The 17,890-nt window shown below is 61.3% G+C and carries 18 protein-coding genes and 1 tRNA gene; 6 read left to right on the forward strand and 13 right to left on the reverse strand.

The window, feature by feature from the left end:
• Positions 1 to 32: 32 nt before the first annotated feature.
• A complete protein-coding gene (locus PWG15_RS07390; RefSeq protein WP_275023760.1) occupies positions 33 to 1,487 on the reverse strand; it encodes a TrkH family potassium uptake protein in 1,455 nt (484 codons plus the stop codon).
• Between the two features lie 155 nt (positions 1,488 to 1,642).
• Here PWG15_RS07390 and ilvA point away from each other — a divergent pair, with 155 nt between their 5' ends.
• Entirely contained in the window at positions 1,643 to 2,890 is a 1,248-nt protein-coding gene (ilvA, locus tag PWG15_RS07395) for a threonine ammonia-lyase (protein ID WP_275023761.1), read from the forward strand.
• A gap of 76 nt (positions 2,891 to 2,966) precedes the next feature.
• Positions 2,967 to 3,287, forward strand: coding sequence for an HlyU family transcriptional regulator (locus PWG15_RS07400; protein ID WP_275023762.1), 321 nt, complete (start codon positions 2,967 to 2,969; stop codon positions 3,285 to 3,287).
• Positions 3,288 to 3,461: 174 nt separating this feature from the next.
• Here the strand turns inward: PWG15_RS07400 and PWG15_RS07405 are convergent, their stop codons facing one another.
• Positions 3,462 to 5,435, reverse strand: a complete 1,974-nt coding sequence (locus PWG15_RS07405) for a bifunctional 2',3'-cyclic-nucleotide 2'-phosphodiesterase/3'-nucleotidase (protein WP_275024377.1) — start codon at positions 5,433 to 5,435, stop codon at positions 3,462 to 3,464.
• Positions 5,436 to 5,673: 238 nt separating this feature from the next.
• On the opposite strand from PWG15_RS07405, the gene PWG15_RS07410 reads away from it, so the two are divergent.
• The gene (locus PWG15_RS07410) at positions 5,674 to 6,921 is read left to right on the forward strand and encodes a GGDEF domain-containing protein (RefSeq protein ID WP_275023763.1); all 1,248 of its coding nucleotides are present in this window, start codon (positions 5,674 to 5,676) and stop codon (positions 6,919 to 6,921) included.
• A gap of 6 nt (positions 6,922 to 6,927) precedes the next feature.
• On the opposite strand, the gene PWG15_RS07415 is transcribed toward PWG15_RS07410, so the two are convergent.
• Positions 6,928 to 7,389 carry an Lrp/AsnC family transcriptional regulator gene (locus PWG15_RS07415; protein ID WP_034791115.1) on the reverse strand — a complete coding sequence of 154 codons (462 nt, stop codon included), beginning with the start codon at positions 7,387 to 7,389 and terminating at the stop codon, positions 6,928 to 6,930.
• 157 nt (positions 7,390 to 7,546) lie between these two features.
• Here PWG15_RS07415 and ald point away from each other — a divergent pair, with 157 nt between their 5' ends.
• Entirely contained in the window at positions 7,547 to 8,665 is a 1,119-nt protein-coding gene (gene ald / locus PWG15_RS07420) for an alanine dehydrogenase (protein ID WP_275023764.1), read from the forward strand.
• A 46-nt stretch (positions 8,666 to 8,711) separates the two neighbouring features.
• Here ald and PWG15_RS07425 read toward each other — a convergent pair whose 3' ends face one another.
• The 5 genes from PWG15_RS07425 to PWG15_RS07445 form a co-directional block, all read right to left on the reverse strand.
• Positions 8,712 to 9,179 (reverse strand): DUF1203 domain-containing protein, encoded by a 468-nt coding sequence (locus PWG15_RS07425; protein ID WP_275023765.1) that lies wholly within the window; start codon positions 9,177 to 9,179, stop codon positions 8,712 to 8,714.
• Between the two features lie 91 nt (positions 9,180 to 9,270).
• Positions 9,271 to 9,834, reverse strand: a complete 564-nt coding sequence (locus tag PWG15_RS07430) for a GNAT family N-acetyltransferase (protein ID WP_275023766.1) — start codon at positions 9,832 to 9,834, stop codon at positions 9,271 to 9,273.
• A 4-nt stretch (positions 9,835 to 9,838) separates the two neighbouring features.
• Positions 9,839 to 10,693: a 3-mercaptopyruvate sulfurtransferase gene (sseA, locus tag PWG15_RS07435; protein ID WP_275023767.1), complete on the reverse strand. Its 855-nt coding sequence runs from the start codon at positions 10,691 to 10,693 to the stop codon at positions 9,839 to 9,841.
• Positions 10,694 to 10,709: 16 nt separating this feature from the next.
• A complete protein-coding gene (locus tag PWG15_RS07440) occupies positions 10,710 to 11,459 on the reverse strand; it encodes an alanyl-tRNA editing protein (protein ID WP_275023768.1) in 750 nt (249 codons plus the stop codon).
• 7 nt (positions 11,460 to 11,466) lie between these two features.
• Positions 11,467 to 12,507: a cysteine synthase A gene (locus tag PWG15_RS07445; RefSeq protein ID WP_275023769.1), complete on the reverse strand. Its 1,041-nt coding sequence runs from the start codon at positions 12,505 to 12,507 to the stop codon at positions 11,467 to 11,469.
• Positions 12,508 to 12,812: 305 nt separating this feature from the next.
• On the opposite strand from PWG15_RS07445, the gene PWG15_RS07450 reads away from it, so the two are divergent.
• Positions 12,813 to 13,652, forward strand: coding sequence for an SDR family NAD(P)-dependent oxidoreductase (locus PWG15_RS07450; protein ID WP_275023770.1), 840 nt, complete (start codon positions 12,813 to 12,815; stop codon positions 13,650 to 13,652).
• On the opposite strand, the gene PWG15_RS07455 is transcribed toward PWG15_RS07450, so the two are convergent.
• From PWG15_RS07455 to PWG15_RS07475, 5 genes are all read right to left on the reverse strand, one after another.
• On the reverse strand, positions 13,640 to 13,966 hold the full coding sequence (locus tag PWG15_RS07455; RefSeq protein ID WP_275023771.1) for an SMR family transporter: 327 nt from the start codon (positions 13,964 to 13,966) through the stop codon (positions 13,640 to 13,642). The two genes, PWG15_RS07450 and PWG15_RS07455, sit on opposite strands and share 13 nt — an antisense overlap.
• Positions 13,953 to 14,324: an SMR family transporter gene (locus PWG15_RS07460; protein WP_275023772.1), complete on the reverse strand. Its 372-nt coding sequence runs from the start codon at positions 14,322 to 14,324 to the stop codon at positions 13,953 to 13,955. The genes PWG15_RS07455 and PWG15_RS07460 overlap by 14 nt, the downstream gene beginning before the upstream one ends.
• A gap of 81 nt (positions 14,325 to 14,405) precedes the next feature.
• Positions 14,406 to 15,659 carry an SAM-dependent methyltransferase gene (locus PWG15_RS07465; RefSeq protein ID WP_275023773.1) on the reverse strand — a complete coding sequence of 418 codons (1,254 nt, stop codon included), beginning with the start codon at positions 15,657 to 15,659 and terminating at the stop codon, positions 14,406 to 14,408.
• Between the two features lie 93 nt (positions 15,660 to 15,752).
• A complete protein-coding gene (locus tag PWG15_RS07470) occupies positions 15,753 to 17,201 on the reverse strand; it encodes a cryptochrome/photolyase family protein (RefSeq protein ID WP_275023774.1) in 1,449 nt (482 codons plus the stop codon).
• A 96-nt stretch (positions 17,202 to 17,297) separates the two neighbouring features.
• Positions 17,298 to 17,372: transfer RNA gene (locus PWG15_RS07475), tRNA-Asn, on the reverse strand.
• Positions 17,373 to 17,531: 159 nt separating this feature from the next.
• Between PWG15_RS07475 and PWG15_RS07480 the strand changes: the two genes are divergently transcribed.
• On the forward strand, positions 17,532 to 17,825 hold the full coding sequence (locus tag PWG15_RS07480; RefSeq protein WP_275023775.1) for a hypothetical protein: 294 nt from the start codon (positions 17,532 to 17,534) through the stop codon (positions 17,823 to 17,825).
• The last annotated feature ends 65 nt before the right edge of the window (positions 17,826 to 17,890 follow it).

The following is a 17,890-nucleotide window of genomic DNA, read 5'->3' on the forward strand; positions in this document are numbered from 1 at the left end:
AAGTCAAGACGATAGGGCCTGTCGGCCAATGGTCAATGCTTCCAGAACACCGGCGTCAGGATCACCAGCACCGTCAACACTTCCAGGCGGCCGAGCAGCATCATCAGCGACAGAAGGTAGAGTTCTGGATCGCCGAGCGTGGAGAAGTTGCCGGCCGGGCCGATGATGGGGCCAAGCCCGGGGCCGACATTGGAAAGACAGGTGATGACTGCGGATGTCGCGGTGACCAGGTCATAGCCGAGTGCACCCATGGCGAGGCTGCCGAACACCCAGAGCAGGATGTAGGTGATGAAGAACAGGAAGATGGCCCGCTGCGTATCGGCATCGACGGTGTTGTCGCCATAGCGCACGGCGTAGATCGCATTGGGATAGACGAGTTTGTTTAGCCCCGAGCGGATCGCGTTGAAGAGCACGATGAAGCGATAGGCCTTGATGCCGCCTGCGGTCGATCCGGAACAGCCGCCCATGAAGGTGGCGACGAAGGCAGCCATGACTGCGAAGGGCCCCCAGAGGCTGTAGTCCTGACTGGCATAGCCGCTGGTCGAAAGGATCGAGGTGATGTTGAAGAAGGAATGCGCCAGCGCCAGGTGAAATTCGACGCCATTCACCAGGCGATGATAGATGGCGACCGCGATCGAGAAGGCCGAGAGATAGCCGAGAAAGACGATGATCTGTGGATCGCGCAGCGCGTCGAGACGGCCGCGCGCCACCAGCACGATAAGGATCGAGAAGGGCAGGCTGCAAAGCGCCATGAAGAAGGTTGCCGTCCACAGCAGCGGGATGCTGCCGAAATAGGCGAAGGACGCATCATGGGTGGAAAAGCCACCGGTCGCGACCGTCGACATCGCGTGGTTGATCGCGTCGAAGCGGTTCATGCCCGTCAGATAGTAGCCAATCGTACAGAGCAACGTGATGACGATGTAGATCACCAGAAAGGCACGGCTGAAACTGGCGAGACGCGCAAACGGTTTGTCGCCGGTATCGGAGGATTCCATCTTGAAGAAGGACATCCCGCCGACCCTGAGATAGGGGATGATGAAGAGGCCGAGCACGACGATACCGATGCCGCCGAGCCAGCAGAGCAGCGAACGCCAGACGAGCAGTCCCGGCGGCGCGTCGTCGAGACCGACGATGACGGTGCCGCCGGTGGTGGTGATTGCCGAGACGGATTCGAAAAGCGCCTGGGCAAAGTCGAGCTTGAGCGACGACAGCCAGAGCGGGATTGCCCCGACCACGGAAAAGACGGCCCACAAGAGATTGACCAGGACGAAACCGAATTTCTTGGAGAACGGCGGCGGACCCATGCGGGTCGCCATGAAAGTTGCAAGCGACAGTCCGCCGACCATGAAGGCAGACGCGGCGAAGATCTGCCAGTCGGGATGGCCGTAGTAGAGATCAACCATCGCCGGCACCAGCATCGCGCATGCGAGATAGATGCCGAGGATTGCCGCGATATGCACAGCATGCCGGATCAGAGTTGCGTTCAAGCGTTCAAATTCCCGGAAAGTGTTGCGGGCGTCCCGGCCGAAGGAGATGCGGCGGCATTGTTCACGGCGGTCCGATTCGAGTCAAAGCGATGGCTTCGTGCGTTGCAATGTGCAATAGCCACAGCCATCGACCAACTCAACGGAAGACCGCAGTGATGAAGCAGGATGTTGAAGCCGCAACCGAAGCCTTGCGGGAGATCTTCCCGCCGACGCCGCTGCAGCTCAACGAGCACTTGAGCGCCCGCTACGGCGCCAACATCTACCTCAAGCGCGAGGACCTGTCGCCGGTCCGTTCCTACAAGATCCGCGGCGCCTTCAACTTCTTCCGCAAGGCGCTTGGCACCGGTGCTTCCGGCAAGACTTTCGTCTGCGCCTCGGCCGGCAACCACGCCCAGGGTTTTGCCTTTGTCTGCCGTCATTTCGGCGTGCCGGGCGTCGTTTTCATGCCGGTGACCACGCCGCAGCAGAAAATCGACAAGACCCGCATGTTCGGCGGCGAATTCATCACCATCCGCCTCGTGGGCGACATTTTCGACCAATGCTACAAGGCGGCCCGCGATCACGTCGAAGCGATCGCCGGCATCATGGTGCCGCCCTTCGATCATGCCGATATCATCGAAGGCCAGGCAAGCGTGGCTGCTGAAATTGCCTGGCAACTGCCTGACGGCGTCACGCCTGATCTCGTTGTCCTGCCCGTTGGCGGTGGTGGTCTTGCTGCCGGCGTGACGGGATATCTCAAGGATGTGGTTGCAGCGGATCATTTCATCTTCTGCGAACCCGTCGGTGCCCCCAGCCTGCGCGAAAGCCTCGAAACCGGCAGCGTCGTGACCCTTGATCAGGTCGACAACTTTGTCGACGGCGCCGCCGTCGGACGGATTGGCGATCTCAATTTTGCGGCGCTTCGGCGCTTTTCCGCCGATCAGGTGATGCTTTTGGCGGAGAATGCGATCTGCCTGACGATCGTCGACATGCTGAATGTCGAGGGTGTGGTGCTGGAACCGGCAGGGGCGCTTTCGGTTGCAGCCCTGGAAGTGCTCGGCCCCGAGAAACTCGCGGGCAAGACGGTGGTCGCCGTCGTTTCTGGTGGCAATTTCGATTTCGACCGTCTGCCCGACGTCAAGGAGCGGGCAATGCGCCATGCCGGGCTGAAGAAGTACTTCATCCTGCGCATGGCCCAGAGGCCCGGCGCGCTTCGCGATTTCCTCAATCTGCTCGGTGACGAAGACGACATCTCACGCTTCGAGTACCTGAAGAAATCGGCGCGCAACTTCGGCTCGATTCTGATCGGCATCGAGACCAAGCACGCCGAGAACTTCCCGGTGTTGACGGCACGCTTCGACGCCGCGGGGCTTCGCTACCAGGACATCACCGAGAACGAGATCCTCTCCAATCTCATCATCTAATCGGGATCAGGGTGCTGCGGTCGATTATCGGCACTTAGGCTTTGACAGTGTCGGCCGCCGCGTCTAAGTCTTGCTCATGGCATCGTTTTTTTCGAAATTGTTCGGCCGTTCGGGCTCCTCTGAAATCCAGACGCAGGCTGCGCCCGGCAAGACCGAGGCCTATGCCGAATGCACCATCCGCGCGACGCCCATGCGCGAAGGCTCGCAGTTTCGCCTGGCTGGTAGCATCGAGAAGGCCACGGCCGATGGCGGTGCCAAGATCCGCAGTTTCATTCGCGCTGATCTCTTCACCTCTGAGCAGGACGCGATCGACGCAACCCTGCGCAAGGGACGCCAGATCATCGACCAGACCGGCCCGTCGCTGTTTTCCGACGACGCCCAGTCGCGCCAGGTCTGATCGGTCGCCGACTGAGACTTAACCAGATTTGTCAGGTAGTTGGCGAGCGTTCTTAACGTCGCGTGTTGGCTTTCGGCGGCCCGCGTGAGGATCGCCTGATCACTTGAGCCTTCATCGTTCATTCAAAGTGATCGGCCGCCACTGACGGCGGCCCGATCTTGGCTTGTCAGAAACTCAGAGCTTGATCCGGAAGCGGGCAAAGCCCTCTGCGGCGTCACCGGCATCCTCGATCGTCACGCCCTTCACTTGCGCCAGGAACTGCCGGGCCTTGGGGCCGCTGTCGAAGGTCACGCTCGTACTGGCGAGCGGTACGAAGGTCCAGTTGGCGTCGGCCGATGGGTTGATCGTGCCCTGGTCGATGATGTAGCGCACGACCACGTCACGGTTGGTGTCGGGGGCGACGAACACCACCTTGTCGGCAGCGATGTCGGGGAAATTGCCGCCGCCGCCCGCCCGGTAGTTGTTGGTCGCGACGACGAATTTCTGCGCCGGATCAATCGGTTTGCCATCGAACTGCAGGTTCTTGATGCGGTTTGACGACGCATTGATCGTGTTGCCGTCCTTGTCGAACTTCGGCGGCACGGAAAGGTCGATCTGGTAGGTAACGCCGTCGATGACGTCGAAATTGTAGGAGGGAAACCCACCGTTGATCAACGGAGCGTCGGAGGCGCCGGGTTTGACCTCGTTGAAGATGCCGGCTGACATTTCCAGCCAGTTTCGCACCTGGTCGCCGCTAATGACCACGGCCTGCACGGTGTTCGGATAGAGATAGAGGTCGGCGACGTTCTTGATCGCAATATCGCCAGCGGGCACGTCGGTATAGTAGTCCGCGCCGCCACGGCCGCCGGCCTTGAAGGGTGCCGCCGCCGAAAGCACCGGCAGGTCGCGGTACTCGGTCTCCTTCAGCATGTCCTTGATGTACCAGGTCTGCGCCTGGCTGACGATCTGCACGGACGGGTCGTCGGCGACCAGAGCGAAGTAGGAATAGAGCGGCGCACTGGTCTTGCCGACGGGCGTGCGCACATAGGTGAGCGTTGCCTCGTGATCCTTTTGTGCCGCAGCCAGGACCTCCGCCTTGTCGGCGACCTCAGCGATCACCTTTTTCTCCTCGCGGCGGTAGATCGGCCGTGCCTCGCTCGTCGAGCTGACGACACGCCATTTGCCGCCGTCGCGCTCGACCAGCAGGTCGATCAAGCCGAGATGCGAGCCCCAGAAGCCGCCCATGACGCCGGGCTTTCCGGAGATCAGGCCCTTCGTGTTGTCGACCCCGGCGATGCCGTCGAACTTCGGTCCGGGGAAATCCAGATGGCTATGGCCGGTGACGATCGCGTCTATGCCTTCGATCGCCGCAAGGGGGACCGACGCGTTCTCGAGGTTCTCCCCATGGGCCTGCTGGCCGATGCCCGAGTGGGAGAGGGCGACGACGATGTCGGCGCCTTCCTCGCGCATCTGCGGCACCCAGGCTTCAGCCGCCTTGACGATATCGCGGGCATTGGCCTTGCCTTCGAGGTTCTTCGCGTCCCAGGTCATGATCTGCGGCGGAACGAAGCCGATGAGGCCGATACGGATCTGCTGCTCCGCGCCCGAGCCGTCCTTCACCTTGCGGTCGAGAATGACGTAGGGCTTGAGAAACAGCTCATCCTGGCGCGCATTGGGGGCAAGCGTCCCCTTCGTCAGGTTGGCGCAAACGAGCGGGAAGTTGGCGCCGTTCAGGACCTTGAACATGAAGTCCAGGCCATAGTTGAACTCGTGGTTGCCGAGCGTACCGCAATCATAGCCGAGCACGTTCATGGCGGCGATGACGGGGTGGATGTCACCGTCCTTCATGCCACGCTGATAGGCAATGTAGTCGCCCATCGGGTTGCCCTGGAGGAAATCGCCATTGTCGACCAGGATGGAGTTTGTCGCTTCGGCCCGGATCGCGTCGATGATCGAGGCAGTGCGCGCGAGGCCAACCGTGTCGTTGGGTTTGTCGCCGTAATAGTCGTAGGGAAAGACGTGAACGTGCAGGTCCGTCGTTTCCATGATTCTGAGATGCGCCTGGTTCGCGGCAGCGCGGACGGAGAAGGGGTGCAGCATGACGAGTGCCGAAGAAGCCGCAGCCCCCGCGAGAAGCGAACGGCGCGTGAGGTGGAGCGGGGATGTCATCGTTTGCATGCGGTCCTCCATTTTTCAAGGATCCCGGTTTTCCGAGACGAGTGCAATCCGGAGTTTTGTTCGCTGATACGCGAACCACGGTGGGTTGGCGGCGACTATGCCGGAAAGGCGCCATTTCCGAAAGCGGCAGATTTTCGCATTTCCAGGCCTGGCAATCGCCGGCTCCGCTAAAGTTTTCTTCAAACTTCCTGTTTAACCGTGCTTCAGGAAACGGAACTTTTTCAAGCACATGCCAAACGCCAACCTTCTTCTCTTCGTCGGCGAGGCGCTGGTCTACGTTACGGCGATGATCGGGCTGCTGCATCTTCGCGCCCGGCTGGGGCTTGGAGTCTTCGTCGCCGCACTCGGCGTGATGCACTTCATCGAGACCTACCTCGCCGCTGTCTTCTATGTGCAATTGCCGTTCGGCGTGATCTCGCCAGGCTCTGCCGTGCTTTTCTCCGGCAAGCTGATGATGATCCTGCTGCTCTATGTGAAGGAGGATGCAGCGACCGTTCGCCAGCCGATCTACGGCTTGCTCGCGGGCAATTTCCTGACGGTTGCGCTGAGCCTTCTGCTGCGCCAGCACGATACCGTTTCGATCGTCGCCGAGCGCTCCGCCGACATCGCCTTCATCGACGAGATGGGGTGGCTGATGGTCTGGGGCACGACGATTCTCTATTTCGATTCGCTGATGATCATCCTGCTCTACGAGCGGCTGGGCCGGTGGTTGCGGCGTTTCGCGACGATCCGTTTCCTGATTTGCGGCATTGCGGTGCTGACATTCGATCAGGCTGCCTTCTATCTCGCACTCCGCTGGTGGAACGGAGCGCCGGCCGAAGTGTTCTGGGGCGGCTGGATGGCGAAGATGTTGGCCGCACCGTTCTATGCCGTCGCAGTTGGCCTTTATCTCAACCTTTCGCGCCACCCGTCGCTGGCGATGTCGGACCGGCCGCTTGGCGACATCTTCAACACGCTGACGTTCCGGGAGCGCTATGAGGATCTGCTGTCGCGGTCCGGGCAGGACACGCTGACCGGCTCGCTCGATCGTAGCCGGTTCGAGATCGAAGCGCCGGAGATGTTGCGCAGCGCGAACGGCGAGAATGCTGCCGTCACCCTGATGATCATCGACGTCGACCATTTCAAGGGCGTCAATGATCGCTTCGGCCATCTTGAAGGTGACCGTATCCTGCAGCAACTGGTCGTGACAGTGAAATCAAAACTGCGACCCGTCGACCGGTTGTTTCGCTATGGCGGCGAAGAGTTCGTGATCCTTTGCCCCGCAATGACCCACTCGGATGCCTTGCGGCGCGCTGACGAAATCCGGATCGCGATTTCCGACCAACTCTCGACGCCGGACAGCAGGCCGGTGACCGCAAGCATCGGTCTATCGTCGACCCCGACGGATGGAACCGCCATCGAGGATCTGCTGTCGCAGGGGGACCTCCGGCTCTACGCCGCCAAGGGAAGAGGCCGCAACTGCGTCGTCGGCCGTTAGGCGTCGTCAGATGCCCACGTTCGGCCGGTCGATGATTTCCCGGAGCGAGAAGCTGGAATTGATCTTGACCACATGGGGCAGGGCCGAGAGCCAGTCACGGTGGATGCGCTCGTAGTCCTGAAGGTCCTTGGCCGCCACCCTTAGAATGTAGTCGTACTCGCCCGACATCAGATAACAGACGAGCACATTCGGACAGAGCTTCACCGCCGCTTCGAACTCGGCAAGCGTCTTGGCGAACTGGCCCGACAGCGAAATGTGGACGATTACCATGATCTGGTAGTCGAGCGCCTTGTGAGCGATGCGGGCGTGATAGCCGGCAATCGTTCCTGATTTCTCCAATATATCGACCCGTCGCGAACAGGCTGATGGAGAGAGCCCGACCTTCGCCGCAAGGTCGGCATTCGAGATCCGTCCATTCTGCTGGAGAATGCGAAGAATCGCATGATCGATGGCATCAAGTTCGCTCACTCGTGATTTCCCTCAATTATGTATAATTCTGCGCAATAATATTCGAAATCAATGCGCCGCGGATTTCGTCTTTGCAAGGACATTCGATCATCGGCGTGTTTTGCTGAATGCCTCGTCAAAAATGGCGAAAAGCCCATAACAGGAGAGGAACGCGAGGATGCGTGTCGGTTGCCCGAAGGAAATCAAAAACCATGAATACCGAGTCGGCCTGACGCCCGGCTCGGTGCGTGAATATGTTGCCCATGGCCACGAGGTGATCGTGGAAACCAAGGCCGGGGCAGGGATCGGCGCGGATGACGATGCTTATCGTGCCGCTGGCGCGAAGATTGTCGCGACGGCAAAGGAAGTGTTCGAAAAGTCGGACATGATCGTCAAGGTCAAGGAGCCGCAGCCCTCCGAATGGGTGCAACTCCGCGAAGGCCAAATTCTCTATACCTATCTGCATCTTGCGCCCGATCCGGAACAGACCAAGGGTCTGCTGAATTCCGGTGTCACGGCAATCGCCTATGAAACCGTCACCGACGATCGCGGTGGCTTGCCGCTGCTTGCGCCGATGTCCGAAGTTGCCGGGCGCCTGGCAATCCAGGCGGGCGCGACCTCGTTGCAGAAGGCCAATGGCGGCCGCGGTATCCTGCTTGGCGGCGTTCCCGGCGTGCTTCCGGCGAAGGTAACCGTCATCGGCGGCGGCGTCGTCGGTCTGCATGCCGCGCGCATGGCGGCCGGTCTCGGCGCCGATGTCTCGATCATCGATCGCTCGATCCCGCGCCTGCGCCAGCTCGACGATCTCTTCGCCGGCCGCGTCCACACGCGCTATTCGACCATCGACGCGCTGGAAGAGGAAGTTTTCTCGGCCGATCTGGTGATCGGTGCGGTTCTCATCCCGGGAGCTGCTGCGCCGAAGCTCGTGACCCGCGAAATGCTGACCGGGATGAAGAAGGGGGCCGTCATCGTCGACGTCGCCATCGACCAGGGGGGCTGCTTCGAGACCTCGCATGCCACGACGCATTCCGACCCGACCTATGAGGTCGATGGCATCGTGCACTACTGCGTGGCGAACATGCCGGGCGCCGTGCCGGTGACGTCGGCGCATGCGCTGAACAACGCCACGCTTCACTACGGCCTGCAACTCGCGGACAAGGGCCTGAAGGCGATCGCCGAGGACCGGCACCTGCGTGCCGGCCTCAACGTGCATCGCGGCCGCGTCACCAACGCACCGGTCGCCGAAGCGCTGGGCTACGACGCCTATGCGCCCGAATCCGTCCTGAACGTCGCCTGACGGGATGATACCTTTGGCCCGGCAGCAATGCCGGGCCGACTTGCTATCAGGCCAGTTCGATCCGGCACTGGTAGCAATTGTTCCTGGCTGAACGCACATGAACCGACGAAACGTCCGGTCGTGCCAGCAGTTCTTCCGCCCGCGCCTGCAACTGCTCCGTCGGAATGACACCGCCGGTCCCGTAGACGATCCGTTCGTTCTCGCCGTAGCCGCGCAGCAGATAGCTGACGCTCGAAGCCAGGATCGGCGGTAGCGCATCGCCGTCGTGCGCCGGACATTCCTCGGCATGCATGAACACCGGACCGGTCTCCGCATAGGGCTGCAACGAAGAGAATGGGCGCAGCGCAAAGATCAGATAGGGCTCGCCGGCGCCGACATTGCGCAGGCAGTGCCGGCAGGGCACGCCGTCGCCATCGGAAATCTCCCGCTCCGGTTGGTTGCCATAGGCATCCGGTCCGCCTTCTCGGATCCGCCGCGCTTCGTCGTCGGACATCGGAATGTAGCGCAACGTCATGGCGCATCTCCTTGATCGGTTTGATTGTTCGATCAGGAGATTGCGCCAGTCGCGAAGGTTTCGACACCCGGAACTTGCCGGGCGAGATGCGTCAGAGATTTTTCGCGAGAGCCAGCAGTTCGGTGTCGGTCAAAGGCTCGACCGTAATCTCGCGGGTGGCGACCGGCGAGAATCCGAATTGCTGGTAGAGCTGGAGCGCGCGGGGATGGTCGAGATTGTTGGTCGTGACCGTCAACTTGCTCGGGTTCAGCGCCCAGGCGGCAAACAGCGTCTGCAGCAGGAACCACTTACCAAGGCCAAGGCCGAGCGCATGTTCCATCAGTCCGAAATGCACGAGTTCAACGACGTCGTCCTCACCCTGGTGCAACTCGAAGAAGCCGGCTGGTGCGCCGTTGACATAGAGCACCGTGACACTCGTCCGCTTGTCGCCAAGCACGGCAGCGAGATCCTCGTCACTCATCCGCAGTCGCTCGGTCCAGTGCCAGCGGCGGCCGACACGCAGATACAGGAAGCGATAGTAGCTGAGCGGAATATCCGAGACACGCAGGATCGCGGTCTGGATATTGACCGGCATCGGCAGGCTCTGCTTGGGCGGCGCCGTCATCTCGAGTTCGGTTACGTGCGCTGTCAGGGGGGCGAGCTTCGGCGAGCGCATGATATCACTCTCGACCGGTGACGATCGTCGTGTCTGCGAGGCCGCCCCATTCCGACCAGGAACCGTCATAGAGCGTATTGTCGGTATGGCCGAGCGATTGCAGCGCCAGCGTGATGATGGCGGCGGTGACACCGGAACCGCAGGTGGTGACCACAGGTTTGGAGAGATCGACGCCGGCATCAGCAAAGGTCTGGCGCAAGGCGGCGACATCCTTGAGCTTCCCGTTTTCCGAGAAGACGCCGGACGGCAGGCTGTGGGCACCCGGCATGTGACCGGAACGCAGACCGGCGCGCGGTTCCGCTTCCTCGCCATAGAAGCGGGCAGCACCGCGGGCATCGGCGATCTGGGCCGAACCGCTGGCAACGATGTCCTTCATTCCGGCGAGCGACGTGACCGCCGCAGGCGTAAAGCGCGCGTTGAACGTCGCCGGTTTGGGCGAGGGGACATCCGTAGTGATGGGGCGTCCTTCCCTGTTCCAGCCGTCCATGCCGCCATCGAGCACGAAGACGTTCACGGCGCCCATGATGCGCAACTCCCACCAGACGCGCGGCGCGGTCATGATGCCGGGGCCGTCATAGACGACGATCGTATCCGTGTCGCTGACCCCGAGAGCGCCAACGGCCTCAGCGAAGGCTTCCGGCGAGGGCAGGGTGTGTGGCAGGCCACTCGTGTGATCGGCGATCGCATCCTGATCGAAGAAGACAGCGCCGGGAATGTGTCCGGCATCGTACTCCGCCTTCGGATTGCGGTTTTGTGCCGGCAGGTACCAGGCGGCGTCGAGGATCCGGATCGAGGGATCGCCGAGCCGCTCCTGCAGCCAATCGGCTGATACGACAAAGGCGCTTTTGTTGTTGGTCACAGTGGCAACTCCCTACTCAGACTGATGCGCGATCTTCGGGCGTGCCGAAGCGGATACGGAACCTGCGGTTTTCCTTGCCCTTCTTCTCGATCTTGGCGATGTGGATGGCGCCGACTTCCTGCGTTTCCGACACATGCGTGCCGCCGCAGGGCTGGCTGTCGACCGCGGAATTCTCGCCGATACAGACAAGGCTGACGCGCCCAAGGCCGACAGGCGGGCGCACGTTCTTCGATTTGACGATGCCGGGATTGGCGGCGAGTTCCTCGTCGGTGATCCACTGGACGTAAACCGGATGATTCTCCTCGACGAGCTTCATCAGCGCCGTCGTGACGTCGTCCCTGTCGATCGTCTCGCTCATGTCGAAATCGACACGGCTCTCGTCTTCGCCGACGGAGGCTCCGGTGATCGGGAAGGGGCAGACCACCGAGAGCAGATGGCAGGCAGTGTGCATGCGCATCAGGCGGTAGCGGCGCGGCCAGTCGATGTGCAGGACGAGCTTTTCGCCGACATCAGGTGCCGGCTGTCCCTCAGCCGGCACATGGACGATGATATCCTTGGTTTCGCCGTGACGGGCGACCGCGATGTCGATCCGGCTGCCGTCCGCGCGTTCCAGAAAGCCGGTGTCGCCGGGCTGCCCGCCGGATGTCGCGTAGAAGCAGGTTTGATCCAGTTCGATCCCGCCATCTTCCAGGATTCCGGTGACGCTTGCTTCGCAGGTCGAGAGGTAGAAATCGTCTCGAAAAAGGGCAGTCACGGTCCTGGTCATCGCATTCCTATCCAACTGATTCGTATGGCACCGCAATGTGGGAAGACGCCTTCAACCAGGTCGGCACCGGCAGCCCCTTGGAGGTGAGGAAGTCCGGATTGAAGAGCTTCGACTGATAGCGGTTACCATAGTCGCAGAGGATCGTCACGATCGTATGTCCCGGACCGAGCTCCCTGGCGAGACGAACGGCACCAGCAATGTTGATGCCTGTTGAGCCGCCGACGCAGATGCCTTCCCGCTCGATCAGGTCGAAGACATAGGGAACGGCCTCCGAATCGGGAATCTGGTAGGAGAAATCAGGCGTGAAGCCTTCCAGATTTGCAGTGATGCGGCCCTGGCCGATGCCCTCGGTGATCGAGCTGCCCTCTGCCTTCAGTTCGCCGCTGGTGTAGTAGCTGTAAAGCGCGGCGCCCTGCGGATCAGCAAGGCCGATCTTGATCGCGGGGTTCTTCGCCTTCAGCCCCTGTGCGACGCCGGCAAGCGTGCCGCCGGAGCCGACGGCGCAGATGAAGCCATCGACCTTGCCGTCCGTGTCGCGCCAAATCTCCGGCGCCGTGGTTTCCACATGCGCGTCGCGGTTTGCGACATTGTCGAACTGGTTGGCCCAGATGGCGCCGTTCGGCTCGGTCTTCGCCAGTTGTTCGGCGAGCCGGCCGGAGATTTTCACGTAGTTGTTGGGATTCTTGTAGGGAACGGCCGGCACTTCGACGAGTTCGGCACCGAGCAGACGCAGGGCGTCCTTCTTCTCCTGACTCTGTGTTTCCGGAATGACAATGACGGTGCGATAGCCAAGCGCCTGGCCGACGAGCGCCAGCCCGATGCCGGTGTTGCCGGCCGTACCCTCGACGATAACGCCGCCGGGGCGCAACTGCCCGCTCCGTTCCGCGTGACGGATGATGGAGATTGCGGCGCGGTCCTTCACCGATTGCCCCGGATTGAGGAACTCGGCCTTGCCGAGAATGTCGCAGCCCGTGGCCTCCGACACGGCCTTCAGCCGAATCAAGGGTGTGTTGCCGATCGCTTCGAGGACGGACGGTAGGATGGCCATTTTCAGAACCTCGTGTTTGAGGACAGGCGCCGGGGCAGGGCGACACGTACCAGGGAAATACGAACGGCGGCTGACGAAAAACGACAACGATCCCGGACCGCCGAAATGTTGGCGTGTTTTCGGCTCAGCCTGCACTTCAGGCAAGAAATAGCGTTTCGCCGCCGCTCTGTCCCGAACAAAAATCGTCTCCAAGGCATGTGGGGCTCAGTGGCAAGGAGCGTTGCCGCGATGAAGGGCCGGGCAAGTCTTTTTTCGCCCATAAGGAGATGCGTGCGTGTTTCCCGGCGCGTGCCGAGGAGTGAGTGATGAGTATTCAGTCTGTGAAATCCGAACAGAAACTGGCCTGGGTTACCGGCGCGAGCGCGGGTATCGGGCGCGCGCTGGCACTCAAGTTGGTGCGTGAAGGCTATTCGGTGGTCGTCACCGCCAGAAGTCACGAGAAGCTGGTGGACCTGCAGCACGAGGCTGCGGGTGAGGGACGGATCACGGTTCTCGACGGAGACGTCACTGACCCCAAGGACATGGAGCGCGTGTTGGCTGCGATCGAATACGATCATGGCCACTTGTCATTGGTGATCCTCAATGCCGGAGTGGCCGTCCCCGTACGAGGAGACGATCTCCACCGTGAAGCCTTCGAGAAGAGTTTCGCGGTCAATCTCAACGGGGTCGTCAACTGTCTGCTGCCGGCCGTCGCGCATATGAAGGCGCAGGGCTTCGGCCACATCGCCATCGTGTCTTCCGTCGCCGGTTATGGTGGCTTGCCCACCAGCGCGGCCTACGGCGCCTCCAAGGCAGCGCTGATCAATATGGCCGAAAGCCTGAAATTTGATCTCGATCGGATCGGCATCCGCCTGCAGATCATCTGCCCCGGCTTTGTCGATACGCCCGGCACTGCGCGAATCCGCTTTCCGCGCCCGGCTCTTGTCAGTTCCGAGCAGGCGGCTGATCGCATCGTTGCAGGTTTGAAGTCCAGGCGTTTCGAAATCACCTTCCCGCGGTATTTTACCTATGCGGTGAAGCTGATGCGCCTGCTGCCCTACAGTCTCTATTTCGCTCTCGTCAGGCGGCTGACGGGTGTTGTTGCCGAGGCAAGAGAAGCAAAGAAGCACGCCGGCTCCAGCGAGCGGCGGCGTCAGGCGGTATGAAGCACGAGCACGGCGCCGAAGATGAGGCCAAGCCCAAGCCAGCCGACCGGCTTCAGCTTCTGTCCGAAGAGCAGGCGCCCACAGATCGCCGTTCCGAAGATTCCGGTCGCGCCAAGCACGGCATAGGCGATCGCGAGCTCCATGCCCTTGATCGCCTCGGCAAGCAGCGCAAAGGCCGCAAGCACCAGCAGGATGGAGAGAGCGCCCCAGCCGCGGCGGGCAAACCCTTCGGATTTCGTCGAGGCGAGGTTGGCGGCGACATCGAGAATGCCCGCCATTACGGCAAGCGCGAAGTAGATGCTAGGCGCGCTCATTGGCTGCTCCTTCCGCCGTGGCCTCGTCTTCGTCGTGACGCTCGCCGGCATTGACGAGCAGTATGCCGACGATCGCCATCGAAAGTCCCAGCATCTCGCGTCCGGTCAACACATGGCCGAAGACGAAGACGGAGACCAGCGTGATGATCGCAACGCCCGAACCTTCCCAGATCGCATAGGCGACGCCGACGGAGATCGTCTTCACGGCCTTGGCCAGGAACACGTATGAAAGCGCGATCGACACATACATGACGATGTGGCCGAGATAGGAGCCGCTCGAGGAGGCGGCCTTCATCACCGTCAGGCCAACCACTTCGGTCGCGATGGCGAGCGCGAGGAAAAACCATGCAAGGCGCATGCGGAACCTTCAAAAGAGAATTTGGAACGACCGCCTCTTAAGCGCTACGCGTGACGCGGTAAAGACGCGCCATGCGTGTTCCTATTCGAAGACGATCTGCCGGACGTCGATGTTGCGGGCGCGAAAGCCGGCTTCGCAGTAGTAGAAATAGAACTCCCAGAGCCGCTTGAAGCGCAGGTCGAAGCCGAGCGGCTCGATCCGGTTCCAGACCGACCAGAAGCGCTCGCGCCATTCGCCGAGTGTCCGGGCGTAGTCGATCCCGAAGCCGAAATCGTTGATCATGCGCAGGCCGACATGGCGGCCAAGCTCGATGAGATGTTCGCGCGTCGGTAGCATTCCGCCCGGGAAAACGTACTTCTGGATGAAGTCCGGATTGGAGCGGTACTCCTCGTAGGCTTCGGGTTTGATGGTGATGATCTGCAGGCCGGCCTTGCCACCGGGCTTCAGGCATCGCTTGAGCTGCGAGAAATAGGTCGCCCAGAATTTTTCACCGACCGCCTCGAACATTTCGATCGAGACGATGCGGTCGTAGGTGCCCTTTTCCTCGCGGTAATCCTGGAATTTCAGTTCGACCCGGTCGGCAAGGCCGGCACGGTGGATGCGTTCGCGGGCGAAGGCCAGTTGCTCGCGGCTGATCGTCAACCCGGTCACCTTGCAGCCGATCTCGCTCGCCGCAAACTCCGCAAAGCCTCCCCAGCCGCAGCCGATCTCCAGCACGTGGTCGCCGGCGCGCAGATTGGTGGCTTCTGCGAGTGCCCGATATTTGGCCGCCTGCGCAGAGCGAAGATCGTTGGCGCCGGTAGCGTAGAGCGCGGACGAATAGGTCATGCTCGGGTCCAGCCATTCGCTGTAGAAGGCGTTGCCGAGGTCGTAGTGAGCGGAGATGTTGCGGCGTGCACCGGACTTCGTATTGGCGTTGCGCCAATGCAGGAATTTTTCGGCAATGTGGAGCAGGCCGCTCGCCCGGTTCGGGAAGTGTTTGCCGATCTCGGCATTGACGAGAAAGAGTTCGAGAAAAGCACCGACATCGGGACTGTCCCAATCGCCGTCGATGTAGCTTTCGGCAACTCCGATCGTGCCGCCCGTCACGGCGCGTTTCGGCAGGTTCCAGTTGTTCAAGGTGAGGATCGCGCTTGGGCCCGCTCTCTTGCCCCTGATCACCAGTTTGCGGCCATCCGGGACCGTGAGCATCAATGTCCCGGCCTGAAGATGCACGAGCGCGCTGAGCACCATGCGTGCCTTCAATGGGAAATCCCCAAGGACCATCGAGAGATTCTCGGCGGAAAGCTCCTGTGCGCCGTTGAACGCGGCGAGACTTGCTTCCAGCTCACGCATACACCACCCCCTCAGCTGTTGCATCCGTAACGTGAGCCTAGCTGCAATCGCCCGTGACGCCAACCGTGGATTTCTACCGGGGACCTGTATCCGTTATGGTTCTCTCGGCGCGCTTGTAATCTCGCGGAACGCCGCAAGCGCCCGATCCCGCGCCATGGCGTGGTCGACCATCGGCTTTGGATAGGTGGCGCCGAGTTCGACGCCGGCGGCCGAAAGCACAGCAGCCGGAGCCGCAAAAGGGCGATGGATGTAGCGTGGCTCCAGCCGATCAAGTTCCGGGACGAAGCGCTTTACATAGGCTCCGTCCGGGTCGAATTTTTCACCCTGGAGTACGGGATTGAAAATCCGGAAGAACGGCGCTGCATCCGCACCGGATCCTGCGACCCATTGCCAGCTTGCGGCATTGTTGGCCGGATCCGCATCCACGAGGGTGTCGCGAAACCACTGCTCGCCTTTCCGCCAGTCGATCAGCAGGTCCTTGATGAGGAAGGAGGCGGCAATCATGCGCACGCGATTGTGCATGTAGCCATGCCGCCAGAGCTGGCGCATGCCGGCGTCGACGATCGGGAAACCGGTCAGGCCCTTGGTCCAGCGCGAAAAATCGCTTTCCTGGTCCAGCCAGCGGAAACGATCGAACCGGCGATCGAGATTGCGACGCGGGAGCTCGGGATAATGAAACAAAAGATGGTAGGAGAATTCGCGCCAGGCGATCTCCTTGCGAAAGGTGGCAACGCCTTCACCGCCATCGGTCTGCATGCCCTGCGTCGCGTGCCAGATCTGCGCTGGCGAGATTTCTCCGAAGGCGAGGTGAGGAGAGAGCAGGGATGTGCCGTCTGCGTCTGGACGATCCCGGCGCACCTTGTAATCTGCAACCTTCTCGCCGAAAAACTCGTCGAGGCGGGCGGTCGCGCCTGGTTCCCCCGGCGTCCATATCTCGCTGAACGTCGCCGCCCAGTTCGGTTTCGTTGGCAGAAGCGACCACGCATCAAGCAGTTCTGACGGGGGCCATGTTTCCGGCGCCGCGATCTTTTGCGGCTCGTCGATCGGTGGAGCCGGCTCAGCCTTCGATTCGAGCGCGCGCCAAAACGGCGTGAACACCCGGTAGGGGCCGCCGGTCGTCGTCAGCAATCGCATGGGTTCGTGCAGCAATTGCCCGGCAAAACTCTCGGCCGCGATGCCCTGCGCCGCGAGTGCCTTCTTCAGGGCCGTATCAGTGGTGATGCCACACGGGTCGTAGCGGCGATTCCAATGGACGCGTGTCGCCCCGGTTAGGCGTGCCACCTCGCTGAGGACGTCCAACGGTTCGCCGAAGCGCAGAACGAGTTGCGAGCCGAGCCGGCCCAGTCGAGCCTTCAACGCTTCCAGCGAATGGTGCAGCCACCATTGCTGCGCGGCCCCAAGCGGACCGTTGCCGCTTTCGTCCGGTTCCCGGATGTAGAGCGGAATGACGGGAGCTTCACCGGCCGCGGCTGCAAGAGCCCTGTTGTCGCCAAGGCGCAGGTCCTTGCGGAACCAGACGATGATGGGCGCCGCCTTTGTCATGGGTACCGTCTTGGATTGGGATTGAGCATCGGGGAAACATAGGTGCAAAAAGAAAAAGAGCCATTCGCATCTTCTGCAAATGGCTCTTTTCGAATTTGGCTCCCCGGGCCGGATTCGAACCGGCGACCTGTCGATTAACAGTCGAATGCTCTACCGCTGAGCTACCAGGGATCATCCGCGCCGCTGTTTCGCTGTGCGCTTCAGAAGTGAGGCTGCTAATACGCATGCTTTTCTGATTTGCCAAGCGGTTTTTTCAAAAAAAATGACAAGTTCGGTTGCGAGGCTGTGGAGAAGTCCCCAATTGTGGGAAAAGATGCCGGATAGGGAATGATGAACAAAAACAGGAAGCAGACGCATTTCGGGATTGATCCGCAGACGCGTCAGATCGTGCTGGGCAAATGGCGCCTCACGCTGCCGGAATCGCCACTGCTGCGTATCCTGCTCGGCTCGCTCCTGGTGTTCTGCGGTTTTCTCGGCTTTCTGCCGGTGCTCGGCTTCTGGATGATACCGCTGGGCCTGATCGTCCTTTCGCACGATATCCCATCCGTCCGCCGTCGCCGGCGACGTCTGGCGGTCTGGTGGGCACGCTGGCGTGGACGAGCCAATTCTTCGAACGGCTCGTGAACCCTTCGAGCCTTCGCAGACTTATCGGCGAACGGATGCGGTGCGTATGCCTCCAGCGCTTCTTT

This window comes from Ensifer adhaerens, from assembly GCF_028993555.1.
Classification (GTDB): domain Bacteria; phylum Pseudomonadota; class Alphaproteobacteria; order Rhizobiales; family Rhizobiaceae; genus Ensifer; species Ensifer adhaerens_I.